The organism is Marinilabilia sp., assembly GCF_016278715.1.
Classification (GTDB): domain Bacteria; phylum Bacteroidota; class Bacteroidia; order Bacteroidales; family Marinilabiliaceae; genus Marinilabilia.
The window spans coordinates 1-25,566 of sequence record NZ_JADQBH010000119.1 but is presented as its reverse complement, the minus strand read 5'-3'; the positions used below and the strand labels follow the sequence as shown (position 1 = coordinate 25,566).

19 protein-coding genes and 1 pseudogene are annotated in these 25,566 nt (G+C 41.5%); 8 read left to right on the top strand and 12 right to left on the bottom strand.

Annotation, left to right across the window (positions count from 1 at the left end; all coding sequences use genetic code 11):
• The first annotated feature begins 439 nt into the window (after positions 1-439).
• Positions 440-1,876, top strand: a complete 1,437-nt coding sequence (locus QZZ43_RS07205) for a S41 family peptidase (protein ID WP_291857473.1) — start codon at positions 440-442, stop codon at positions 1,874-1,876.
• Between the two features lie 138 nt (positions 1,877-2,014).
• Here QZZ43_RS07205 and QZZ43_RS07200 read toward each other — a convergent pair whose 3' ends face one another.
• Positions 2,015-2,767, bottom strand: a complete 753-nt coding sequence (locus QZZ43_RS07200) for an ABC transporter ATP-binding protein (RefSeq protein ID WP_291857471.1) — start codon at positions 2,765-2,767, stop codon at positions 2,015-2,017.
• Positions 2,764-3,504 (bottom strand): ABC transporter permease, encoded by a 741-nt coding sequence (locus tag QZZ43_RS07195; protein ID WP_291857469.1) that lies wholly within the window; start codon positions 3,502-3,504, stop codon positions 2,764-2,766. Before QZZ43_RS07195 ends, QZZ43_RS07200 begins: the two co-directional genes overlap by 4 nt.
• Positions 3,505-3,627: 123 nt before the next feature.
• Between QZZ43_RS07195 and QZZ43_RS07190 the strand changes: the two genes are divergently transcribed.
• The gene (locus QZZ43_RS07190; protein ID WP_291857467.1) at positions 3,628-4,701 is read left to right on the top strand and encodes a mannose-1-phosphate guanylyltransferase; all 1,074 of its coding nucleotides are present in this window, start codon (positions 3,628-3,630) and stop codon (positions 4,699-4,701) included.
• Between the two features lie 171 nt (positions 4,702-4,872).
• On the opposite strand, the gene gldN is transcribed toward QZZ43_RS07190, so the two are convergent.
• Genes gldN through topA form a run of 7 tightly spaced genes read right to left on the bottom strand, consistent with a single transcriptional unit; the run spans position 4,873 to position 14,545 of the window.
• Positions 4,873-5,775: a gliding motility protein GldN gene (gene gldN / locus QZZ43_RS07185; RefSeq protein ID WP_291857465.1), complete on the bottom strand. Its 903-nt coding sequence runs from the start codon at positions 5,773-5,775 to the stop codon at positions 4,873-4,875.
• 27 nt (positions 5,776-5,802) lie between these two features.
• On the bottom strand, positions 5,803-7,356 hold the full coding sequence (gldM, locus tag QZZ43_RS07180) for a gliding motility protein GldM (protein ID WP_291857463.1): 1,554 nt from the start codon (positions 7,354-7,356) through the stop codon (positions 5,803-5,805).
• Positions 7,357-7,392: 36 nt separating this feature from the next.
• Positions 7,393-8,367 (bottom strand): gliding motility protein GldL, encoded by a 975-nt coding sequence (gene gldL / locus QZZ43_RS07175; protein WP_291857461.1) that lies wholly within the window; start codon positions 8,365-8,367, stop codon positions 7,393-7,395.
• A 30-nt stretch (positions 8,368-8,397) separates the two neighbouring features.
• On the bottom strand, positions 8,398-9,726 hold the full coding sequence (locus QZZ43_RS07170) for an SUMF1/EgtB/PvdO family nonheme iron enzyme (RefSeq protein ID WP_291857459.1): 1,329 nt from the start codon (positions 9,724-9,726) through the stop codon (positions 8,398-8,400).
• Positions 9,727-9,760: 34 nt separating this feature from the next.
• Entirely contained in the window at positions 9,761-10,831 is a 1,071-nt protein-coding gene (locus tag QZZ43_RS07165) for a type IX secretion system membrane protein PorP/SprF (RefSeq protein ID WP_291857457.1), read from the bottom strand.
• Between the two features lie 57 nt (positions 10,832-10,888).
• Positions 10,889-12,058, bottom strand: coding sequence for an arginase family protein (locus QZZ43_RS07160; RefSeq protein ID WP_291857455.1), 1,170 nt, complete (start codon positions 12,056-12,058; stop codon positions 10,889-10,891).
• Positions 12,059-12,109: 51 nt separating this feature from the next.
• Positions 12,110-14,545: a type I DNA topoisomerase gene (gene topA / locus QZZ43_RS07155; protein ID WP_291857453.1), complete on the bottom strand. Its 2,436-nt coding sequence runs from the start codon at positions 14,543-14,545 to the stop codon at positions 12,110-12,112.
• Positions 14,546-15,048: 503 nt separating this feature from the next.
• Here topA and QZZ43_RS07150 point away from each other — a divergent pair.
• Entirely contained in the window at positions 15,049-17,400 is a 2,352-nt protein-coding gene (locus QZZ43_RS07150; RefSeq protein ID WP_291857451.1) for a transglycosylase domain-containing protein, read from the top strand.
• A 3-nt stretch (positions 17,401-17,403) separates the two neighbouring features.
• On the opposite strand, the gene radA is transcribed toward QZZ43_RS07150, so the two are convergent.
• The 3 genes from radA to panC all read right to left on the bottom strand — a co-directional run bounded on the left by radA (position 17,404) and on the right by panC (position 20,496).
• Positions 17,404-18,774, bottom strand: coding sequence for a DNA repair protein RadA (gene radA, locus QZZ43_RS07145; protein WP_291857448.1), 1,371 nt, complete (start codon positions 18,772-18,774; stop codon positions 17,404-17,406).
• Between the two features lie 132 nt (positions 18,775-18,906).
• The gene (panD, locus tag QZZ43_RS07140; RefSeq protein WP_291857446.1) at positions 18,907-19,257 is read right to left on the bottom strand and encodes an aspartate 1-decarboxylase; all 351 of its coding nucleotides are present in this window, start codon (positions 19,255-19,257) and stop codon (positions 18,907-18,909) included.
• Positions 19,258-19,641: 384 nt separating this feature from the next.
• Positions 19,642-20,496, bottom strand: coding sequence for a pantoate--beta-alanine ligase (panC, locus tag QZZ43_RS07135; RefSeq protein ID WP_291857445.1), 855 nt, complete (start codon positions 20,494-20,496; stop codon positions 19,642-19,644).
• 267 nt (positions 20,497-20,763) lie between these two features.
• On the opposite strand from panC, the gene QZZ43_RS07130 reads away from it, so the two are divergent.
• From QZZ43_RS07130 to QZZ43_RS19590, 5 genes and pseudogenes are all read left to right on the top strand, one after another.
• Positions 20,764-21,564, top strand: a complete 801-nt coding sequence (locus QZZ43_RS07130) for a glycogen/starch synthase (RefSeq protein WP_291857443.1) — start codon at positions 20,764-20,766, stop codon at positions 21,562-21,564.
• Positions 21,565-21,604: 40 nt separating this feature from the next.
• The gene (locus QZZ43_RS07125; protein WP_291857441.1) at positions 21,605-23,062 is read left to right on the top strand and encodes a DUF4270 family protein; all 1,458 of its coding nucleotides are present in this window, start codon (positions 21,605-21,607) and stop codon (positions 23,060-23,062) included.
• Positions 23,063-23,408: 346 nt separating this feature from the next.
• A complete protein-coding gene (locus QZZ43_RS07120; protein ID WP_291857439.1) occupies positions 23,409-24,020 on the top strand; it encodes a V-type ATP synthase subunit E in 612 nt (203 codons plus the stop codon).
• 2 nt (positions 24,021-24,022) lie between these two features.
• The gene (locus QZZ43_RS07115; RefSeq protein WP_291857437.1) at positions 24,023-24,886 is read left to right on the top strand and encodes a DUF2764 family protein; all 864 of its coding nucleotides are present in this window, start codon (positions 24,023-24,025) and stop codon (positions 24,884-24,886) included.
• Positions 24,870-25,566, top strand: a pseudogene (locus tag QZZ43_RS19590) (V-type ATP synthase subunit A); the annotation flags it as partial. The gene QZZ43_RS07115 and the pseudogene QZZ43_RS19590, both read left to right, overlap by 17 nt.

Genomic DNA, 25,566 nt, shown 5'->3' with positions numbered 1-25,566 from the left:
ACCTTTTTTTCAACTATTTTGTGAAAAAATGTCAATCCGCTGAGCATCAGATTGCGTTTGCCTTCATAAATTATATATTTATCGAAAACCAAGACAAAGGGGCAAGGTATTTGCTTAATTAAACCCATTCCCATTCCCGTAATGGCATTTAACCTGGTTATTTATAAAAAGCTTTTCATCCAGAACAATTTTCTGAAAGAATAAAAAACAAACGAGAGAATTGAGTTTTCAGATAAAATGCTTTTTTCAAATAAAACACTAAATTTGATTTTTAATCGTCTTACAATTATAAACACAACACTTAATAAGAATACCGAGATTGGGGAACACGAACAGACATTAACCACACCAATCCCTGAAAAAAAATTAATTACAACAAAACAACTTTCATTTAAGCCCTGAATTACTTTTTAGAACCAATAATTATCTCATGAAAAAAATGAAACACCCTTTCAGTTTGTTATTCATTTCTTTGTTTTCTATAGTCTTCCTGACCTATTGCTCAGAGGATGAAAATAAGATTGTTGAACCCGTAGTCGAAGAAAATGAAGAAGAGAAAGAATCAATCGACCCACAAACATTGATGATAAACAATTTCATCAAGAATAATATGGAGTATTATTATTTTTGGAACGATGAAATTCCCGATATTGACCAGGAAAAAGAAGAGAATTCGTCGGATTACTTCGATAAACTTTTAAAAAAACCCGATGACAGATGGTCTTTTATAACCGATGACTACCCGGCTTTGGTAAAATATTTTTCAGGCGTAGAAAAAAGCACAGGATACTCTCTTCAATTAATGTATCTTAATCAGACATCCAACCAGGTAATTGCAGTAATAGAATATGTACATCCAGACACCCCGGCTGAAGAAGCCGGACTTAAACGTGGGGATATAATTGTTAAAATCGACGGTCTGCTGATTACCGATGAAAACTATTCTGACCTATTGGGAAGAACCATGTTTGAAATCACGCTGGGTGAAATTAATCTAAACGGAAGCACCTCAGACCTTAATCCCACCATCCCTGTTGAAGCGATTGAATTAAGTCTGAACCCCATTGTAAAAACCAATATCATTGACACGTTGGGGCATAAAATCGGATACCTGGCGTACACTTCTTTCATTTTTGATTACAATCAGGAGCTGGAAACCGTAATTCGGGAATTCAAAGATGCCGGAGTTACGGATATGATTCTCGACTTACGCTACAATGGTGGAGGCGCAGTTTCTTCAGCAGAACTTCTTGGAAATATGTTGGTTCCTCCCGGAAATGATGGTAGAACTTTTATCAAGAGTGTATACAACACTGACATTACCAATGACATAAAAAGTGAACCGGACTATACGCCTGACTTCTTTTTGCGTAAATTCTCCGAGCACGAGAACAACCTTAACATCAACAAACTTTATGTATTCACTACCGAATCAACAGCCTCGGCAAGCGAGATGATTATTTACGGCCTTTCCCCTTACATGGAGGTGGTACAGATAGGTACCCAAACCCACGGGAAGTACTACGCTTCCATTACCATATCTGACGAAGAGAAGCACGATTGGGCTATGCAACCCATTATCATGCGCTCCATCAATGCACTCGACGACATTGATTATTCTCAAGGCCTTATTCCCGATTACGAATTAATGGATGACTTTTACAACTATCCGGAAAACGAACTCGGACATCACAGAGAAAGATTTATGTCTGAGGCGATATCACAAATCACAGGGCAGACTTCTTACTACGATCAAAATGCAGGTGTTGTAAAATCAGCAAATTCATTATTGCGAAAAGCTGATAAATTAAGGCAGAAACTTTATCCAAACAGGTCAAAAATGTGGATTTCTGTTGATGAGTTGCCGGGAATATGAAAGGTTTTTAGTCGTTAGTCACTGGTGATAAATTTCTATTACAACAGACAGGACAATCAACAAAACCCTGACTTTACCAACTAAGCTTATTATCAGACAATAAAAGCATAAGGAACAATCAAAGGGTCGGAATTATCTTTAATTTCCGGCCCTTAATTGTTTTAAAAATTTGGATGCAAAAATAAAATCATTTAACCGGGTATTGTCAGATTTGAGAATGTCTTCATTAGTTCCTTCCCAGCATTTTTCGCCTTCAGCAATAAAAACAATCTTTTCGCCTATGCCCATTACAGAATTCATATCATGGGTGTTTACGATGGTGGTCATATTGTACTCTTTAGTAATTTCATGAATAAGATCATCAATAACAATAGAGGTTCGCGGGTCCAATCCTGAATTGGGCTCATCACAAAAAAGATATTTTGGATTGAGGGCAATGGCGCGGGCAATGGCCACCCTTTTTTGCATACCTCCACTAATTTCGGCAGGATACAAATGATTGACATTGTCAAGATGGACACGTTTCAGGCAAAAATTGGCTCGCTCAATACGATCACTCATTGACATATCTGAAAACATATCCAACGGGAACCGAACATTTTCTTCCACTGTCTTTGAATCAAAAAGGGCACTCCCCTGGAAAAGCATACCCATTTCCTTACGGATCTCTTTCCGTGCTTTCCCATGCATCCCGGTAAAACTGCGACCGTCATAGAAAATCTCACCCTGATCCACCTCATGCAATCCAACAATTATTTTCAGCAGCACGGTTTTGCCGGATCCGCTCTGGCCAATAATCAGATTTGTCTTGCCGGCTTCGAACACCCCTGACACATTCTTTAGCACATCATTCTCTTCAAAAGATTTGCAAACGTTTTTTACTTCTATCATGCTAATAATAATTGTGTTATAATCAGGTTAAACAAAAGGATCTGAACACTGCTTACAACAACTGCACGTGTGCTCGATCGTCCTACTTCCAGAGAGCCTCCGGTGGTATAATACCCCCAATATCCAGATATGGTCGCAATCAGAAAGCCAAACACCACTGATTTAAGGAGTGAATAAACCACATAAAATGGAATAAAGCCATACTGAATCCCATAGATATACTCAGCCGATGGTACTACCCCTGTGAAAGTTCCCGCAATCCATCCGCCTCCAATGCCAACCCCCATACTTATCATGACTAAAAATGGATTAATGAAGATCATGGCAACGACCTTGGGCAAAACCAGGTAACTGGCTGAGTTAATCCCCATGACGTCCAGTGCATCTATCTGCTCGGTAACACGCATTGTGCCGATTTCCGAGGCGATATGAGACCCCACTTTCCCGGCCAGAATTAACGAAACAATGGTAGAAGAAAATTCGAGCAATATAGTATCACGGGCAGCCAGTCCGACAGTGTATTTGGGAATAATGGGCATCTCAATATTATAAGCTGTTTGCAAAGTGATTACCGCCCCGATAAAAAAGGAAATGATGATCACAATGCCAAGTGAGCCTACGCCCAGGTCATCAATTTCATCAATAATTTGTCTTAAAAAAATCCGATGTTTCACCGGACGCCCAAATACCCTCCTCAAGAAAAGAAAATATCGACCTGTTTGGTATAAAAAAGCCATGGTTGAAAATTTTCTTAAAAATAGTAACTAATTTAGTGGAATGAAAAAAAGAAAAGTGAATGATTATTAAAATATAACCTTTATCAATTGAATTTCAATTGTTAACATCAAAGAAGTAAAAAAATGAAAACCAACACATTTTGTGTCATCATGGCAGGTGGAATTGGGAGCCGTTTTTGGCCCCTGAGCAAAACAGAAACTCCCAAACAGTTTCTTGACATTCTGGGAACAGGGAAAAGTCTTCTTCGTCAGACATTTGACCGCTTTTCGCCTATTTGTCCAACGGAAAACATTATTGTTGTTACCAGTGGTGACTACAGTAAAATGGTTTTAGAGCAACTTCCGGAATTGAAACCCGAGCAGGTACTCACAGAACCTTTTAGAAGAAATACGGCTCCATGCATTGCTTTTGCAAACAAGTGGATTGAAGAGAGAAATCCTGATGCCAATATCGTGGTAACACCTGCCGACCACCTGATAATTAATGAAACAGAATTCCACAAAGCAATTAATCAGGGACTTGATTTCGTGGATGCCAATGAAGCGTTACTGACGCTCGGCATTAAGCCTCATCGTCCGGAAACAGGTTATGGATATATTCAGACTGGTTCGGATAACGGCAACGGCGAAATCATAAAAAAGGTCAAGACTTTTACCGAAAAGCCCAATGCCGAACTGGCCAAGGTATTTTTTGAGAGTGGAGAATTTTTCTGGAATTCAGGAATATTCCTATGGTCTCTCAAAACAATCAATCAATCATTTGAGAACCATTTGAAAGAGGTTAAACAGCTCTTTGACCCCTTAAAAACAATTCCCTCCGTAGAAGAAAAACAAATTACTGATATATATTCCGAATGCAAAAATATTTCTATTGATTACGGTATCATGGAGAAGGCGGACAAAGTTTACGTGGAGACCGTAAACTTTGGATGGTCAGACCTGGGAACATGGTCCTCTCTTTATGAATATTCGGCACAGGACAAAAAAGGAAATGCTGTCATCAAAGGGAAAATACTCCTGTATGACACGGATGAATCAATTGTTAATGTTCCGGAGGAAAAGGTTGCCGTTATTCAGGGTTTATCGAATTATATTGTAGTCGATTCCGGAGATGCTCTACTCATCTGCCCAAAAGAAAATGAGCAACAAATACGTCAATTCACAAACGACATAAAGACTGAGTTCGGAAAAGAATAAACAAAATTATAAATCATTGATGTCCGTTTAAATGATTAAGATTGCTGCATTGCGAGCAAAGCGAAGTAATCTTTTTTTCAAGAAATAAGTTTCTCTGGACAATCATGATTATAAACAAAAAAACCCGGACTAAAAATCCGGGTTTTTTTGTTGCTTATAATGAGATAATATTTAAAATTTCCAAAGATCATGCTCCCATTGAAAAATTTCATTCTCAATACGTTTTGATTCCAGCACAGCCTCTTTACCAACGGTGTAAGACTCCACAGTTCGATTATCAAAAACGTTGGCTTCCTGTACGATATAACTTCCAAAGTATCTTTTAATAAAGATATCATCAAAGCTTCTTCGTTGAGCATCGTTCATAGGATTAAATACTTCGTACTGAGCAAAAAGATCACGAACTTCGGGGAAGTACACCCAAAACGCCTTGTTCTTAACAATACCTCCTTCTGCACCAGCAGCTTCCCCCATATCATCGTCAACATACTCACGGATAGGGCACAAACCCAGAATACGGACATCCAGACGGGAATAATTACGGTCAAAATACCAAATCTCTTTCACCATAATCTGCTTCACCTCATAGGTTTTGGCTCCTTCGACTACCATCTGTTCCCGCATTGTGCCATCTTCCTGTTCAATCATTACAGGTCTGGTTCCGGCACCAAGCGTTTTCAGGATATCATCTTCGCTTTCCAAAGGAACCTTAAACTCATCTTCTGAGAAAGCTGAAAATGCAGTAATATCTCCAAGAACACCGTCACCGGCTTCACCAATAACTCCCTTAAGCATTAAGTCTATCAGGCTATAACGGTCATCCATGGGAGTGGTGGGATAATAAAGTGGCAGGTTCATTTTCTCACGAAGATCAATAATCCTCCAGATTTTCTTTGCCCACAGCACATCAGCTTCCCGGATACTGGGATATGGCACAGGTTTTCTGTTAACCACATGTTGCTTTTCAAACAACCCGTCAATAGGAAGATTATCCTCATTCCTTTGAGCCGAAAGATTCAGAGCACTAAACCCAAAAGCTCCAATCAAAATCAATATAAGAAGCTGTTTTCTCATCGTAAGATATTTTTTCTATTCAAATTTCTATTGAACTGTAAAACTGATAGAACCCAAGTCCCGTGTAGATCCATCCGGCCCTTTGGCCTGAATGTTGTTAAACAAAACAACACCTCCAACACCCACACTTCGAATCAAATCCTTTTGTTCAGTCGTAATCACACCACTCTCACTATCCACAAACTGGAGATATCCGTCTCTGATTGTGGAGATTCTGAAATTGGTAATATTAAATTTTAAGTCAAAATCAAAATTGTCCATCTTTGCAATAACGGCTCTCTGTGCCAACAGAAGATTTTTGCCGATGCCTCCACCACGCACACCTGCAACAGTTGCAACAGGGTCAGGTACTCGTTTTATACGAAACGGCTGGCTTCCGAGGCTTTGTGTTTGCCCGTTAAGATTGGCACTTACAGTTACGATAGCCTCTTTCCCTGCCGAATTAGCATTTGGAGAAACAGAATATTCATTCCCACGGACTTTTCTATAACGTGCATTGGTGATTCTAACATTAAGGTTTTCACTAGGCACACCCGGAACAGAAACCTCAACAGGATTTTCCACCCCAACATAAAAAACGTTCATTTTAGTTGGAGAAATAACCACTCCAGGCTGAGAAACCAAATAGGAACGTGAAACATTTCGCCGTGTATAAGTCCCATCAGGCCCCATAACAGCTATTTCACCACTCCACTCTTTTTCGCCGGTAGATGTAGCAGGAATCCTCAATATTCCTCTTCCATGCTGAATCGGCAACTCTTCTCCGTTTACTGTTACAATAGGAGGTTGGGTGGTATCCCTTGCTGCAAGCATAATCTCGGCGTAATATTCATCACCTCTGATAACATACTCCGAGCGAGGTATTACAATCGCCTCAACGCTATTAAATTTAAAGGAACCTTCATCAATCTTGGCATATAAATACCGTACCATGTCTGATTCCATATTTCTAACTTCACTCTGAAGCTGACTCATTAATGCCATTACAGCAGACATCGGTAAATGTTCAAACTTTTCACTTTCCCAGCTGCGGGCTTCTCCCTCAGATCTTGGTGGATCTTTTGGAGTCAGTGTTCGATCCAGGGCATTTAGAAGAGCTGTATCTGCAGGGTTAACCATCTCCCTCAACACATCACGGTAATGCATAAGATGCTCTTTCAACTCCTTACTTCTGGCCCCACCTCTTTCCGTAATCATCAACTGTGCGGCAATATCCTGATTGTCAAGCGAGGTAAAATTAGTAGGAGTTGCCTCCGGCCCGTCTGCTGTCTGTACAATAAGCGTTTTAAGATCCTGAATATGCCTGAACAGGCTATCGGCCTCTGATTGAACTTTAAGTGCGTTTTGATACTGATCTCTAACCTTTGTTTCATTTGTTGCATAAGCGCTTGCAAAATCAGAATACAAAAGGCTGTTTCTATTTTCCATCGTTTCGATGGTTTTCCTGATACTACTATCCACAAGCTGAAAAGCCTGCAAAAGTTCTCCAGAGACATTGAGAGCCAACATAGCCGTCAGAAAAAGATACATCATTCCGATCATCTTTTGTCTCGGCGTTTCAGGACAGTTACCACCACTCATATCACAAAAAGGTCTTTAAGGTTATTACTTCCTGGTTTATTTTTGTTTACTCCCCATATTCATGGCGCTAAGCATATTACCATAAATTGTATTGAGTTCACTGATGCTCTGATTCAACTTACCAAGTTCTTCCTGATAAGTTCTGGCATCCTCAACAGATTTCTGGAACTGCTGATTAATATCGCCCAATTGGTTGGTTACACCCTTAGAGGCCTCCATTTGTTCGGTAATGCCCTTTAATTGCATTTCATAAACAGAGTTGATTGCGGCCAATTGTTTGTTGGCTTCACTAAGTTGTTCTTTATAACTTTCTGAGTTGGTAGCAAGTTGGCCTGCATTTTCATTCATGGATTTACTTAACCCCTGATAGGAGTTCACCAGTGCCTGTCCCGAAGATTCAATATCTTTAACCAGGTTACTTCCTGCCGAAACCATTCCATCTGCCAACTGCTGGCCACCTTCAGAAATCTTATGAGCCGCCTGGTTGTAGCTGGAGCTAAGAGCATCCAACTCTTGAACACTCTTTGATTGAGAATTGGCAAGTTTTGAAACCGATTCAGATGCCATTTTCATGCTTTGCAAATAGCTTTCCGTTGCCAGCGAAGCATCACTCAAATCAGACAACTGTCCGGTGGTTGCTGACAATCTTTTTATACCCTGACTTAATTTTTCAACAACATCTGGTTCGAGAGTTCCGCTTTCAATAAGTGCTGCAAGGTCACTTCCGCCACCACCGGAACCACCACCTCTACGCCTATCGTCGCTGGATTCTAATCCAACAAGTTCAGGATAAACCAAACTCCAGTCGGGCATCTCGTGAGGTGGTTCAAATGCCGACAGGAAGAAAATTACAATCTCGGTTCCCATTCCAACAAGAAGCATTGGCCCGGCAAAAGGATAGTGCTGAATTTTGAACAAGGCACCAGCAAGTACAAGTGCAGCACCCCATCCGTAAACTTTGCCCATTACCTTTTTATAGGCAGGACTCTGTACAAATTCCGAAAGACCCATAACTATATTTTTTCTTTTCCAACCCTAAAATTAACCTCCAATAAAATCACGTACACATCGGAAACCGATATATGATTTTGAAGAATCCTGGTATTCATAAGTTCGAATACCGTTCTGCAAATAATACCCGATATCTTTCCATGAACCTCCACGAATTACTTTTCGTTTCATCACTTCGGGATCTTCAGGACGGGCATTATACTTATATGTAGGACTCATGTCATGCATAAATCCGTAAGAAGATTCATCATAAGCACTTGATGTCCACTCTGCAACGTTTCCGGCCATATCAAACAGACCAAAATCATTGGGTGCAAAATTGGCTACTGACATAGTGTACATGCCTCCATCATCGCCATATCTTCCACGCAAGGGTTTGAAGTTTGCAAGGAAACAACCTTGATTGTTACGTGTGTAATAACCACCCCAGGGATATTTGTTTTGGTCAAGTCCTCCACGGGCAGCATATTCCCATTCCGATTCGCTGGGCAAACGGTAATTGCTAACAACGGGCTCCCCTTTACTTATTAGGTAGTCATTGAGAAGATTAGTACGCCATATAGCAAAAGCAGTAGCCTGTTTCCATGTAACCCCGACTACAGGATATTCATCAAAACCAGGGTGCCAGAAGTACTTTTCAGTCAATGGTTCATTAAAGGAATAAGTAAAATCGGCTACCCAAACAAGGGTATCCGGATAAACAAGAACCTGGTCGCTCATAATAAAAGCAGAACGGTCATTTATTTCACGCTCCTGTCCATCCTTGTCGTAAACCATTCCTTCATACTCCTTGGTCTCATAATTATACCTGTTGGTCTTTTTGGCAGCCTGCTGAAGATCTACCCACTGATAATCATAAACCAACTTTCTGGAATCAACCTCCTTACGACGGAAAAACCGTTCATTTTCGGGCAGAAACATTTCTTCCAGAATTGCTGCATACTCTTCGTTTTGCCAATCGATAGGCTCATCCCAGTTAAGAAATGGCGGATCAATCGGATTTCCAAATTCATCTTCAGCAATAATGAACTCTTCAAACTGTTCGCCTAATAAACGGCGAGCCAGTGAATCACGAACCCAAAAAACAAACTGACGATACTCGGAGTTTGTAATCTCGGTTTCGTCCATCCAGAATGACGGCACAGACATCGTCCGCTTCTGGGAGTTCATAGTATAAGCGATGTCTTCATCGGCGGGGCCCATATTAAAACTGCCTTGTGGTATAAAAAGCATACCATAAGGATCAGGCTCATAAAAAGCCGCTTTCCGGGAAACTCCGACTAACTCTCCGCCGCCGGATTTACCACATCCGCTTAAAACTGTGACTACGATGACACTCAGGGCAAGTACTTTCTTCATAGTATTTCGGATAATCTATTTTGTTCTTAATTTTCTACAAAAATCTGACACTCTTATATCTTTTCTGCTTCTTGTTGATATTCAAATCAAATGAGTAACCCAGCATAATTTCGTGCGAACCTTTACTCCCGGCACTTGATAGTTTCGATGTTGTAATATCGTAACTGTATCCGGCTCTAATCCCGTTATTTAAATTAATCCCGGCCAGTAAAACTATTGCATCCTGAACTCTGTAAGTCAGTCCGGCCCAATACTTATTCCTGAAATGGATATTCAAATTCAAATCTGCCTGCCAGCTTCCTCCTCCTTGTCTGAAAAAGAACGAAGGTTCTAAGTCAAAATTTCGCTCTTCCAGGTTTATCAAATATCCACCGGTTAAAAACAAGGAACGGTGCACATATACGTAAAACTCATCCTGAAAGTTTGGTTCAGGGGAAAATAAATGTTGCAACCCAACTCCTGCATACCACTCAACTCCCTGATAAAAAGCTCCTAATCCAAAGTCGGGAGCAAAACCACTAACCTTCTCGGTAGGCACAAACGGGTCATTGGCTTGATGGTAATCACTTTCGGGAATAAAAGTTCCCGTACCATCAAAACTCTGACTAAGGATGCCGGCTGAAATTCCAACACCTAATTCTCCTTCGCCCAACAAATAACGGCGGGCAAGAGAAAGCCTTATCATCAAGTTGTTAAAAAGGCCTATGTCATCGTTCATCACCTCAAGTCCAACCCCTGCTTTTTTCCCAAATATATTAAGGGCTGCATCAGCACCTGCCACCGTTGTAACTGGTGCGCCTTCCAAACCCGTCCATTGATTTCGATTCATCAAAACCACGTTCATTTTCCCACTATTCCCGGCATATCCGGGATTTGAATTTAGCGGATTAAACATGTTCTGACTAAACATGGGGTCAAACTGGGCGTAAAGTCCCGAGGAAATGCAAAATAAAAGAAAAAAAACAAAACTCCTACTTTTTATTTTGTTAAAAATAGGGGAAACAGCTTTACCCCTAACTCCTCGCAAAACCAATAAACGCTTAATCAACTGGCCCTTGCAAACATCAACAGAACGTATATTATCTACGCAAAATGCTAAATCCATATACTATATTTGGAAGGTAAAGGTTTCGTTTTTCAATGAGAAACTAAAATTAATCCTTTATTTATTTCCATTCTCTTTATTTTTAATAAAATAGTGCCACCACAAAGCTGGCAGTTCTTTGTTTATGGCCGTTTGATAATCCGTTTCCTCACAAGATACCAGCCGCTCACCCCCTTCAGAAGGAGCCATAATCCACCATCGGTTATTCTCCGGATTGTGAAAAAATTTCAAGGTCGTGTCGAACTCATCGATGTAAACAACCTTTAACTCATAATCATGAATTGGTCTTACCGGATAATCTCCACTCCGTGCGCTGCGTCCCTCCAGGAAATGCCAACACATTTGTGCTGCCAGGGGCCCCTGATTGCTTCCATCCTTTTTTGGCGGAGGAAAATTAAAAAGGCCTGCAATTTTTAAACCATCGGAAGCCCCCACATACCAAAAGATCCTGCATGCTTCCTGTTCAGAAAATCCGTTTGGCATGGAATTCTCCTCTGGTAAAACCGGCTGCGCTTTTATCGCAGAAAAGTCAAAACTCACCACCTCTGTTTGTCGAAGCAAAACTTCCACAGAGCCAATTTTTTCATCCCGGAGATCTTTTAACCGTACCAGACGAAAATGATTGTTCGCCAAAAACTGCTCCTGCTCTTCACTGCAATAATAAGTCTGACAGCCCAAAATATTAATATCTTCTATATTCTTCGCTCCAAAATCGGCAACCAGTTTATTCAAAAAAGCACTTTCTGAATAATCTTCGTTTCGTGGATGAACATCAATAAATGCATCCACCACCGCCAAATTCAGTCCTCTTTCTTTTTTAAGGCAAAAACCGCAGATCGGAACAGTCAGGTCCTGCGATCCGCCAAGTACCAATACAACAACGCCTCTCTGTTCCAGATAAGTTACCACCTCATTAACTGCAAAGTAGCGATCATTAAGACTGTTGCCCTTAACATTTCCCAAATCTGCTATCCTCTCGCCTGAGGAGACAGCTCTCATCCCATACAACCATCTGCGAATGAGGTCAGGTGCTCTATCCGACACAGATCTAAGACTATTTCGAACCTCAGGCACTCCAAGAATAGCAATATCAAATTTTTCATTCCTCAACCAGTCAGCAGTTCCGTCAAACCAGCCTATCTGTTTCCCAACGGTTTCGTCATCCGAAATTCCCGGATAGGAAATCCAGTTAGGCTTTACAGGTTCAATATAGTTATTAACATCCACTCCGGCTCTTTCTGGTTTTTTCTTAATCCTGTTTCGCAGACAGGCAGAAAACTATTTTGTTTTACTTTTGGATTTAGAAGCAGCAGAACTCTTTTTCTTGACCGACGAAGTACTTTTCGTTGACTTTTTTGTACTGGTTGACTTCATTCCTTTACCCTTCTTTGTATTTTTGGTTTTGTCCCCTGATTCTACAAGCTTCAAACAATCATCCAAGCTCAAAGAAGCGGCTTCTGTATCTTTGGGAATCTTATAATTCTTCTTTTTGTAACTAATGTAAGGTCCCCAACGACCATTAAGGACTTGAATATCCTTGTCTTCTTCAAACGTCTTTATGGTTTTTTTATTGTCTCGTTCGCGTTTCTCTTCAATAAGTTCAATAGCTCTGTCCAAATCAATACTCATAGGGTCATCGAGCCCTTTTTTGAGTGAAGCAAACTTGCCGTCGTGTCTCACATAAGGGCCAAAGCGACCAACCCCCACAACCACTTTTTTGTCTTCATAAACGCCAAGATCCCGGGGAAGATCAAATAATTTAAGTGCATCTTCCAAAGTAATGGTTTCAAGATGTTGTTCCCGTGTTAGTGGCGCATAACGCGGCTTCTCCTCATCATCGGAACTGCCCAATTGTGCCATCGGACCAAATCGTCCAATTCTAACGCTAATCGGTTTGCCCGTTTTTGGATCGGTTCCAAGAATCCTTTCTCCGGTGGTACGATCTGATTTTTCAAGAGTTTCTTCCACCTGATTGTGAAATGGCTTATAGAACTCATCGATAGCCTTCTGCCATTCAATATTCCCCAGAGCTATCTCATCAAACTCCTGTTCCACTCTTGCGGTAAAGTCATAACTAACCACATTAGGGAAATAGCTGATAAGAAAATCATTAACAACCATTGCAATATCAGTGGGAAAGAGTTTATTTCTCTCTGCATTGGCCATCTCAGTCTTCTCTTCCTGCCTAACAGCTCCTTTTTCCAGCCAAAGAAGCTGGTAAGGTCTGGGCGTACCGGGCCTGTCTTCTTTCACCACATATCCACGTTGTTGAATGGTACTAATGGTTGGTGCATAAGTTGAAGGACGTCCAATACCCAACTCTTCCAGTTTCCGAACCAGACTTGCTTCGGAATACCTTGGTGGTTTTTGGGAAAAACGCTGACGCGATTCCAGCTTTTTAAGCGAAACCACATCATTCTCTTTCATAGCAGGCAAAAAGGTTGCCGATTCTTCATCTTCCTCCTGATCCGATGATTCAATATATACTTTCAGAAAACCATCAAACTTTACCACCTCACCTGTGGCTACAAACTGATATTTTTCATTATTCACACTGATGTTTACGGTAGTCTTCTCGATTAACGCATCACTCATTTGAGATGCTTTCGTACGCTTGTAGATTAATTCGTACAATTTCTGTTCCTGTGCCGAACCCGACACCTTCGCTTTATCCGGATAGGTGGGGCGAATAGCCTCGTGAGCCTCCTGAGCACCCTTGGATTTTGTCTTATACTGACGAACTTTAACGTACTCCTCGCCGAACTCCGATTCTATTGACGAAGCCACAGCACTAACAGCCGATTTCGCCAGATTAACCGAATCAGTTCTCATATACGTAATTTTTCCGGCCTCATAGAGTCTTTGTGCAACAGACATTGTTTGCCCTACGCTGAATCCAAGTTTGCGTGCAGCCTCTTGTTGAAGAGTGGAGGTTGTAAAAGGGGCAGCCGGAGTTTTGGTTGTTGGTTTTTTAACAACCGAGTTCACCCCAAATTCAGCATCCGCACAAATATTCAGAAAATCCTTTGCTTCCTCCGCTGTTTTAAACCGATGATTCAATTCAGCCTTAAAGTCACTTTTTTTATCGCCGTCGCTAATGATAAATATAGCAGAGACACGGAATGCTGACTCCGCTTTAAAATCAAAAATCTCTCTCTCTCTTTCAACCAGAAGCCTAACAGCAACAGACTGAACGCGACCAGCGGACAAAGAAGGTTTAACTTTTTTCCACAAAACCGGAGAAAGCTCGAATCCCACCAACCGATCCAACACTCTTCTTGCCTGCTGAGCATTTACAAGATTGTTATCGATATCCCGGGGCGATTCAATAGCTCTGAGAATAGCATCCTTCGTGATTTCATGGAATACAATTCTCCGGGTTTTATCTTGCGACAACTCCAGAACTTCGCTAAGGTGCCAGGCTATAGCCTCTCCTTCACGGTCTTCATCGGAAGCAAGCCATACTGTGCGAACGCCTTTTGCCAAAGCCTTCAATTCTCTAACCACCTCCTTTTTATCTTCCGACACCACATATTGTGGCTGGTAATTATTTTTCAAATCAATTCCAAAATCTTTCTTCGCCAAATCACGTATATGACCAAAACTCGATTTCACCAAAAAATCCTTTCCTAAAAACTTCTCAATGGTCTTGGCCTTTGCAGGCGACTCTACAATAACTAGGTTCTCTTGGGTTGTCTTCTCTTTTTTCGCCATCTTCGATTATTTGGTTCTAATGCGATATATTATAATAAAACTTGGGGCCAAATTTATAAAATATTGTTAACAGCAATCAAGCTTAATTAACCGACCCCTAAGCAAAAGGCAATCTATACACTTGATTTACAGGCAACTTAATCAAAAATAAATATTTCATCAGCATATAATTAATTTTCCAGACCTTAAGGAAGTCGCATGAGAGATTTATACATGTTCATGTTGTTGCAACCTTTGCCATGCCCGTTTCCTCAGTATAAAACTATTCCAGATTATTAGTTTCCGATGCTTCGGAAGAACCTGGCGGTCTTTCATTGATATCCTTCCCGATAAAAATTCGGATCAGGTTTTGTAGCGAATTTAAAAATTGAAGCCCCATGCTCATTACTCTACTATATGATTCCGTCTTTTTTCGTACTTTTACACTCAATAAAAACGGAATAAATTTTGTAAGCAATACGGCTCAACCTGGTATTACTTCAGAATAAATAATTAAATATCTGATGGAACAAGATCTATTTAAAAAGGCTTTACGCTGGTTATACGGCATTCTCATTGGAACTGTGCTGGTGGTGGCTCTTCTCTTCTTCATGATTTCCAAAGGTGCCTTAGGTTTCATGCCCAGTTTTGAAGAACTGGAAAACCCAAAAAGCAGTCTTGCCACAATCCTTTACTCTTCGGATCAGGAAGTTCTGGGAAAGTTTTTTCATGAAAACAGAACCAACGTTACTTACGAAGAACTCAACGAAAATGTTATTAATGCACTAATATCCACCGAAGACATCAGATTCTACAAGCATTCGGGAATAGATCCCCGGGGATTGGCCAGGGTACTTTTCCGGACCATCATCATGGGTGAGGAAAGTTCCGGAGGTGGTAGTACCATTACCCAGCAGCTGGCAAAACTGCTGTTTCATGACCCTGCCAGAAATTTATGGCAAAGAAGTCTTCAGAAACTAAAAGAATGGGTGATAGCAGTGAAGTTGGAACGCAGCTATACCAAACAGGAAATTCTGACTATGTATCTCAACAAAGCCCCCTTCATTTATGGAGCTTATGGGATTGAATCTGCGGCCCACACGTTTTTCAGTAAATCAATGGATTCCATCAGAGTTGAAGAAGCCGCCACATTGATTGGCATGTTGCAAAATCCTTCGCTCTACAACCCATTGAGAAGACCGGACATCACACAAAACAGACGCAATATTGTACTTTCTCAGATGCGCAAGGCTAACCATATCACGCAGGAAGACTTTGACAGCCTGAAAACCGTTCCGTTAAACATTCAGTTTCAGCGCGATGACCACATTCATGGACTTGCCCCTTACTTTAGAGAGCATCTAAGATTAAAACTTGCAGCTGAAAAACCTGAAAGAGAGAATTATTCTTCATGGCAGGAACAGCAATTTATTGAAGATAGTATTGCCTGGTTGGAAGATCCCCTTTTTGGGTGGACCAACAAAAATCTGAAAGCCGACGGAACAAAATACAACATCTACAGCGACGGGCTTAAAATCTATACAACTATCGACAGCCGTCTTCAGATTTATGCAGAAAATGCAGTTAAGCAACATATCGGAGAAGAAATTCAACCTCAGTTTTTCAAAGAAAAAGAAGGTCGCACCAGAGCCCCTTTTTCAAATAGGATATCACAGGAACAGTATGAAAGTATCATCACCCGGGCAATGAAGAACTCCGACCGATACCGGAATTTGCAGAGGGCAGGCTTTTCAGAAGATTCGATCCGGCAGGCATTTAAAGAACCCGTTGAGATGGAGGTTTTCACCTGGCAGGGCAATGTAGATACGGTGATGTCTCCTCTAGATTCCCTCCATTATTACAAGTCCTTTTTAAGGGCAAGTTTATTATCTATAGATCCGCAGTCGGGCCATGTGAAAGCCTACATAGGTGGCCCTAACTACCAACATTTTAAGTACGACATGGTATCTCAGGGGAAACGTCAGGTGGGTTCTACGATAAAACCTTTTGTTTACACACTTGCCATGCAGGAAGGCTTAACGCCATGCGATATGGCCCCAAACATTCCCCAAACTTTTAATCTGATTACCGGGCAAACCTGGACGCCCCGAAACTCAAGCTCCACCAGAGAAGGTGAAATGGTCTCCTTAAAGTGGGGTTTGGCCAACTCGAACAACAACATTACTGCATGGATATTGAAACAGTTCAATCCTGAGGCCGTAGTCAGTATCATTCATGATTTGGGCATTCAAAGTCCTATGGATCCGGTACCATCTATCGTGCTGGGAGTTCCCGAGTTTGGACTGGATGAACTGGTTGCCGGATATTGTACCTATGCCAACAAAGGGGTGCATGTGGAACCATTAATGGTGACCCGAATCGAAGATCGTTATGGAAATGTTATTGGAAATTTTTCACCCCGAAAAAAGGAGGTTATTAGTGAAGAAACGGCCTATCTGATGATCAATCTTTTGGAAGGGGTTGTGAACCAGGGGACCGGCATAAGACTTCGGTTCAGATATCAGTTTGATGCTCAGATAGGAGGAAAGACGGGCACTACCCAGAATCACTCTGATGGATGGTTTATGGGAATTACCCCGAACCTGGTTACAGGTGTCTGGGTCGGAGGAGAAGACCGGGACATTCATTTCGACAACATCCATTTGGGCCAGGGTGCCAATACCGCTTTGCCTGTATGGGCGCTTTACATGAAAGAAGTTTACGCTAACGAAGAAATTCCAATCACACAGGAAGATACTTTTGAGGAACCGGTGAACTTCAACATCAATCTTAATTGCCCGGACGAAAACATTACTGCCGGAGAGGAGCCACTTGAGGGCGGGGACACCATTGTCCCTCAGGATGAATTCTTTTAATCATTACGTAAAAAGAAAACGGAAGGCCTCCTCTATTTTGGAGGCCTGCACCACCTTAATGCCATAATTATCCGGGTTAAAGCCCCTGTTATAGCGGGGCACAACGATGGATTTAAACCCCAGTTTTTCCGCTTCGCTCACGCGTTGCTCTATCCGGGTTACAGGTCTGATTTCTCCTGACAATCCTACTTCCCCGGTCAGGCAAACCCCACGAGGAACAGTTAAATCCGTATTGGAGGATAAAACAGAGGTCACTACAGCCAAATCAATAGCTGGATCGCTAACCTTAAGTCCTCCTGCAATATTCAGAAACACATCTTTTGCCGCCAGTTTGAAGCCGGCACGCTTCTCCAGAACTGCAAGCAACATATTCAATCTTCTAAGATCGAAACCTGTGGAAGAACGCTGCGGGGTTCCATAGGCTGCAGTGCTTGCCAAGGCCTGTACTTCTATCATAAAAGGGCGGATACCTTCCATGGCTGCCGAAATGGCAATACCACTCATATCCTCCTCATGCTGGGCCAACAGCATCTCAGAAGGGTTACTCACCTCTCTAAGCCCATCACTTTGCATCTCAAAAATCCCGATCTCAGAAGTAGAACCAAAACGATTCTTGACCGCCCTCAGAATTCGATACATGTACTGCCGGTCCCCCTCAAACTGCAGAACCACATCTACAATATGCTCCAGAACTTTTGGTCCGGCCAGATTACCTTCCTTATTGATGTGTCCGATCAACAGCACCGGTATATTTTTCTCTTTAGCTACTTTTAGAATAGATGCAGTACACTCCCGGATTTGAGAAACACTCCCCGGGGCCGACTCAATAGTTTCCCGTTCCATAGTCTGAATACTGTCAATAACCACAAAGCCCGGATTTTCATTTTCTATGTGCACCAAAATCTGCTCAAGGGAAGTTTCTCCTACCAACAAACAATGATCACCATTCAAATCGCTTAACCTGTCAGCACGAAGCTTAATCTGCTGAGGACTTTCTTCGCCTGAAACATACAAAATTTTCCTGCTATTGAGCTTCATGGCCATCTGCAACACCAGTGTAGATTTTCCGATGCCCGGCTCCCCCCCAAGAAGTACCAGAGAACCAGGAACCATTCCTCCTCCTAGTACTCTGTTGAGTTCGACAATTCCGGTATCGATTCGGGGAATATCATTCACGGTAACAGAAGAAACCGCCACCGGTTTTTGCTTGTCATTTCCAAGCGAGAGCGACAAACGCCTGTCTTTTGTTCTTCCGGTAATGGAAATCTCTTCCACATAAGTATTCCATTCGCCACAAGCATAACATTTGCCCACCCATTTGGGCGATTCAGCACCACAATTTTGACAAACAAAAACGGTTTTAGTTTTGGCCATGCTTCATTTAGTTTTTAACAAACTTAAAGATTTTCCCTTACATTTCAGAAATACAATTTTCCCGGCATCCACTGATTAAAATAAAAAACCCCGGTTCCCCGGGGTTACATATTCTAAAAAAAGATTAAACACTCAAATCAGCTTATTGGTTGCCGTGTCCGGAAAGATGAACACAGGCTTATAAGCTTTAGCCTCTTCGAACGGCATAGAAGCATAAGTGATAATAATAACAATATCACCAACAGCCACTTTTCGGGCAGCAGCACCGTTCAGGCAAATCACTCCTGAACCGGGCTCACCTTTGATTACATAGGTTTCCAGGCGCTCTCCATTATTATTATTCACCACCTGAACCTTCTCATTCTCAATAATATTGGAAGCCTCCATCAATTCGGCATCGATGGTAATGCTGCCAACATAATTAAGATTGGCTTCGGTAACCGTTACATTGTGCAGTTTAGATTTAACAACCTCAACGTTCATCTGAATTCAGTTTACTTAATCGGGTCAAAATGGAAATTTATCTTCCACTGTCGGAAATAAACAACCATCCCCTTAATCAGAAAAATACCAATTTTTCACTCATTTTCCAAAACCGGTGTTTCCACCTTCAACCTTTATTGAAAGAATTTAGCCTGAATAATTCGCAAATTATCTATTCCGATGTCCAATTACCTACCAGATACAACCGTCCTCTATAAGACTGGATTGAAAATAATTCATTATTTCCTTCTCCAATTTTATTTGCGGTTGCTGTATTTCATGATATTTGAACATCTCATAACAAAAACTTTATGAATTAATCAGTTTAAAACACCTTTTTCATAGTCAAGAACACTTAATAAATGAGCTTCGGTAAAGCCCATCTCATTTAGCGCAGTTTTTATAAATAATATTGTCAATCAACCTTACATTTCCTGCAAAAACAGCAATACACCCAACAATATAAGGGCTTTCCTCCCAGCTGTCAACCGATTGCAGAGTATCCCCATTCACGATTTCAAAATACTCAGGAATCAGGTTTTCATCCTGTTCAATGTGCTTGAGAACAAATGCTTTTGTATCGGCAACACTTTTTGACGGCACAAAATTACAAGATTCCGATAAAGTTTTGGCTATCAGCGGAGCACTTTTTCTGTGTTTTTTTGTTAAAAGAGTGTTCCTGCTGCTCATAGCAAGGCCGTCGGGCTCCCGAATAATGGAACATGCAACAATTTCAGTACCAAAATTCATCTGACGTACCATTTCGCGAATAATAGCCAGTTGTTGAAAATCTTTCTGTCCGAAAAAAGCCTTATGTGGCCCCACCATTTCAAAAAGCCTGCTCACCACCTGTGCAACTCCGTTGAAATGCCCCGGCCGATGCTTCCCTTCCATCACCCTGTCCAATTGTCCAAAATCAAAAGTTCTGGTATCAGACTCCGGATATACTTCCTTAACAGATGGGGCGAACAGAAGTTCACACGGTGTATTTTCCAAAAGTTGCATGTCTTTCTCCAAGTCTCTGGGGTACCGCTCAAGGTCACCGGGGTCATTAAATTGTGTGGGGTTTACAAATATACTAACCACCACCACATCACAATGCTTTCCGGCAGCTTCGACCAACGACAAATGCCCCTGATGTAAAGCCCCCATAGTTGGCACAAAACCTACTGATTTGTTTTCCTTTCTGAGCTGACTTCTTCGGTCATCCAGTTCCTGCCTTGTTTTTATCAGTTCCATAACATTCAATAATCCACCTCATTTAATTTCTATCCCGAAAAGATAAAAGTCTAAACCGGGAAGGTTTTCAAAAAACGAGGCAAATTAAATAATAATTATCAACCTAAAAAAGCACAAAACAATCCCCGGGCTTCAACCACGATAAAATTAAACCGTGTTTCACTGAAAACCAACACAAAAGCGAATCATACACAATAAACAACTTTGGGGGGATAGCATATTTTTTGTACTTTTGTAAAATATTTATCTTAATATATCCTTGAAAAAATGGAAAATAACAAGGTCTTGTTCATCTCACAGGAAATTACCCCGTACCTGCCCGAAAACTCAATGTCGGTACTTTGCAGGAGCTTACCTCAGGGAATTCAGGAAAGAGGAAAACAAATCAGAACATTCATGCCACGTTTTGGCAACATCAATGAACGACGCAATCAACTTCATGAAGTAATACGTCTTTCGGGCATGAACCTGATCATTGACGACACCGACCACCCGCTGATCATCAAGGTAGCTTCTATACAAGCAGCCCGCATGCAGGTTTATTTTATCGACAATGAAGATTATTTTTCAAGAAAAAACACCATTGTAGACGATGATGGCAAGGAATTTGAAGATAACGATGAACGCATTATCTTTTTTGCCCGCGGAGTATTGGAAACGACCAAAAAACTTAGATGGGCACCGAATGTAGTTCACTGTCAGGGTTGGTTTACTGCCCTGGCACCACTGTACATCAAGAAAACAATGAATGACGACCCTTATTTCACAGGGTCGAAAGTCGTTTATTCTGTTTTTGATGATGATTTCAGTAACGACCTGGATTCCAAAATCAAGGAAAAAGCAAAACTCGAAGGCATTTCGGATGCTGATCTGAAGGTTCTTGAACCCGCTAATTTTGTTAATCTCACAAAGCTGGCAATTGACAATTCAGATGGTATCATTAAAGGATCAGAAAACATCAACCCGGAGATTGAACAGTACATAAAAGATTCCGGCAAACCCTTTCTTGAATATCAGACCGAAGACAAATACATGGATGCTTACAACGAGTTTTACGATCAATTGTAATATCTGATTAATTAAAACGATCAAAACAGACTGGATTTTTATGCTGAACAAAAGAAGTCTCCGGCAATATCTGCCCCTCATTCTGGCAACACTTGCTTTTTTTTCGTCCTGTAAAGATGAATCAGGAACCCTGGGGCTGGATGTTCTGCCCACAGAAGATCTCTTTACCGGAACCGATGAAGTTTCATTCCTGAAGGGCCAAAACTATAATCCGGTCAAATTACAGTCAAACGATGCCAGTTATGCCATTCTGGGCACTTTAAATGATCCTTTTACGGGAAATACCGAAGCATCTTTTATTACCGAAATTAACCTGGGAGAGAGGATTGGCAGTCTTAACAAAAGCAGTGAAGTGAGAGAGTATTATGTGGATTCTCTTGTACTCAATCTGGCCTATGTAAAAGAGTGGTGGATAGGTGATGAGGATGCAAAACACCAAGTGAGCATTCATCGCTTCAACAGTCCTTTATCGATGACAAATACGTATTATTCTGACATGCCCGTAGAGGGCTTATATGACGAAACTCCCTTAGCCTCTGTCATTCAAAGCGCAAATGACGGATTGGCAGATACCACCTGGGTAGCAAACAAATACACCAATCAATGGCAATTTAAACTGGACGATGCGCTGGCCACCGAGGTTTTCAATCTCCCTGATTCTATTATGGTTGACCGCAAGATGTTCAGAGAAGTTTTTGGAGGATTATTTATCAAATCCACTCTTGCCGACGCAGAGTCCCAGGGTTCATTGGTTGAATTTAGTCTTACCGATGCGCTTTCAAACATGAGGATGTATTATTCATACAATGTAATTGACACCACCGATAATGCGAATGAGGTGGATACGACAATTCATACCTCTTATACTTTCCCCATCAATCTTGAGTGCGTTCGCATTAATCGTTTCAGTCACGATACTCAGAATAAAATTACTTTTAACGATCCGGAAACTGAACACCTCGTAGTTCAGGGAATGACGGGCAGCATGGTTGAGATTGACTTTAATGATGTAAACGTGCTCAATGAAGAAGGCGAACAAATAAACCTTTTCACCTACTGGGAAGAAAAAATAAAAACAGAAGAAAACGGCGAGTATTATGGCATTAGTGCGGTGGATTTTATTTTCGAAGCAGACACTGTGGCCCAGTATGCAGATGAAGCCTTTTTCTCTCCGGCTTCACAGGCATTAAGACTCTATAAAAAAGAAAATGACCAATACCTGCAGCCCAAATACTATTACAGCCTAACAGACACCAGCAAATGGTCGCCAGCCTTTTCAGGTGGCGATTACAACAAAGAGACCGGCACTTATACTTTCAGAATGTACCAGGAATCGTTCAGAATGATGATTGAAAAGGAAGATTTGCGGGGCCCTTATTATATTTCCACTCCCGATCCGGCATCTTATCCTTGGAAAGTTCTCCTGAAAAATTCGACCAATCAGGAAACACCTGCACCAAAAATACGCATTAAGTATGTGAAAATCGGAACCTCTTAATTCCTTGAATTTTTGTTAAGGTTTTGTAAAATTTCATTATTTCAAAAAACAAGAAGCGCCTTATGCCAACTCCCGGTATAAGGCGTTTTTCATATCCAAAGTTGGAAGAATCAATTCAGCTTCAATTTCCGACACCTCAGTAAATTTGCATTAAATGCTTACCTTTACATATCCAGCAATCCTGCTCCTTGCAAATGCTTATCGCGCAAACACTTACCAATTACCCTTACATGAAAAACCAAAAATACCCCTATTAGACGGGTTTGTTTGATATTGGTAAATATCCTATTTTAGAGGAATTAAAAATCAGAACAAAAGTCGTTTCTTCACCATAAAATTTGAAACTATGACCAAAAAACTTCAGGACCTAACCGAAAAGATTTATAACGAGGGGGTCCAGAAAGCAAACAAGGAGGCAGAAGCCATTCTAAAAGAGGCACGAGAAAAGGCATCGGCCATAGAAAAAGAGGCCAAAAAGAAAGCTGAGCAAAAATTAGAGGAGGCGGAAAAGAAAGCCGGGGAAACAAAAAAACACATAGAATCGGAAATGAAGATGGCTCTTGAACAATCTATGGCTGCCCTAAAGCAAGACATCTCGAAACTGGTAACCCTGGAGGCCATTGAGCCCAAAACCAAAGAGTTATTCTCCGACAAGAAATATCTGGGCGATTTGGTGGTCAAAGTCGTTGACGGCTGGATAAAAAAAGAGAGCAAGGATCTTGAGGTGGTTCTTCCGGAAAGCCAGCGCAAAGAGATGGAAGACCATTTCAAAAATCAACTTGCCAGTCACCTGAACAAAGGGCTCAAACTCTCATTTGCCAAGAATATGAAATCTGGTTTTAAAGTGGGGCCTGCTGAAGGCGGCTACGTCATCAGCTTCACTGATGAGGATTTCACCAATTTCTTTAAGACCTATCTGCGCCCAAAATCTACCGAATTACTCTTTGAAAAGAAATAAACATGTCGAAAGGTTACTATTATCTTGTTGCCGGATTACCTGATCTCATACCCGAGGAGAAGAAACTCTCTTTTTCCTCTACCGATTTCAGGGAAATGATGGAAGACGAGTTAGCTCCCAATGACCATGCTTTACTGAAATTATTTTATCTCCCGTTTGACCACGAAAATCTTCTCAATCTCTTTTTTGAAGATGATAAAGAGTGGGACACGCGAGGAAACTTCAGTAAGGAAGAGATGGAACCTCTGGCAGATCGAAAACTGGCCCACACGGCAGATTTAGATATATTTCCAACCTATCTTTCCGACTTTGTACTTGCCATGCATGACGAAGAAGCGCCCGACAGCAGAGTGGACGCAGCCCGCCAGTTAAGTGCAGAATACTATGAGCACCTTCGGAATCATTCCAATGAATTTGTCCGGCAGCTGGCCAAATATCAGCAAGACACAGCCAACGTGCTGACCGCTCTCAATGGTCGGAAATATGAACTAAAATATGAGCAGGCACTCATCGGAAACGACGAAGTAACGGATGCGCTCAAAAAAAGCCGTTCCAGAGACTTCGGACTTAAATCGGAAGTGGAACATATAGAGGACATTCTTCAGATTTTTGAAATTGACAATCTCACCGACCGCGAACTCAAACTCGACGTACTCAAATGGAACTTTATTGAAGAAGCTACTTTCTTCAACTATTTTACGGTAGAAAAAGTACTGGCTTTTTTACAAAAGTTATTTATTGCAGAGCGCTGGATTCATCTGGATCCGGAAAAAGGCCGTGAGATGTTTGAAAAATTATTTAGTGAATTGAAGTCGGGATTTGAATTCCCCGAAGAATACACATTGACCTATGGAAAAAAACGATAAGACAACCGGAACAGTTTCCGGAATCATTGCCAACCTGGTAGTGGTGGATGTGGACGGCCCGGTGGCGCAAAATGAAATTTGCTTCATCTCCCACGGCCAGGAGCGATTAATGGCAGAAGTCATTAAAGTGACCGGAAAACAGGCCTATGTGCAGGTATTTGAAAGTACCCGGGGATTACGCCCCGGCAGCAAGGTCGATTTTGAAGGACACATGCTGGAAGTAAATCTCGGCCCCGGAATGCTCTCGCGCAACTACGATGGTTTGCAGAACGATCTGGACAAAATGGAAGGGGTATTCCTGAAACGTGGAGACTACACCGATCCGCTCGACCGTAAAAAGAAATGGAGTTTTGAACCGCTGGCTGAGAAGGGGCTGAAGTAATTGCCGGTGACTGGTTGGGCGAAGTGCAAGAAAACGGAATGCCTCACCGCATAATGGTACCGTTCAAACTTGAAGGCACCTATACCGTTAAATCAGTTGCAGGTGAAGGTGAATATACCGTTGATGACGAAATCGCCGTTATTGAAGACAAAGAAGGCAATTCGGTATCAGTGACCATGGTGCAGAAATGGCCGGTAAAAGTACCTATCAAAGCCCATAAAGAAAAGCCAAGACCATTTAAATTGCTGGAAACGGGCGTTCGCTGTATCGATACACTAAACCCTATTACTGAAGGAGG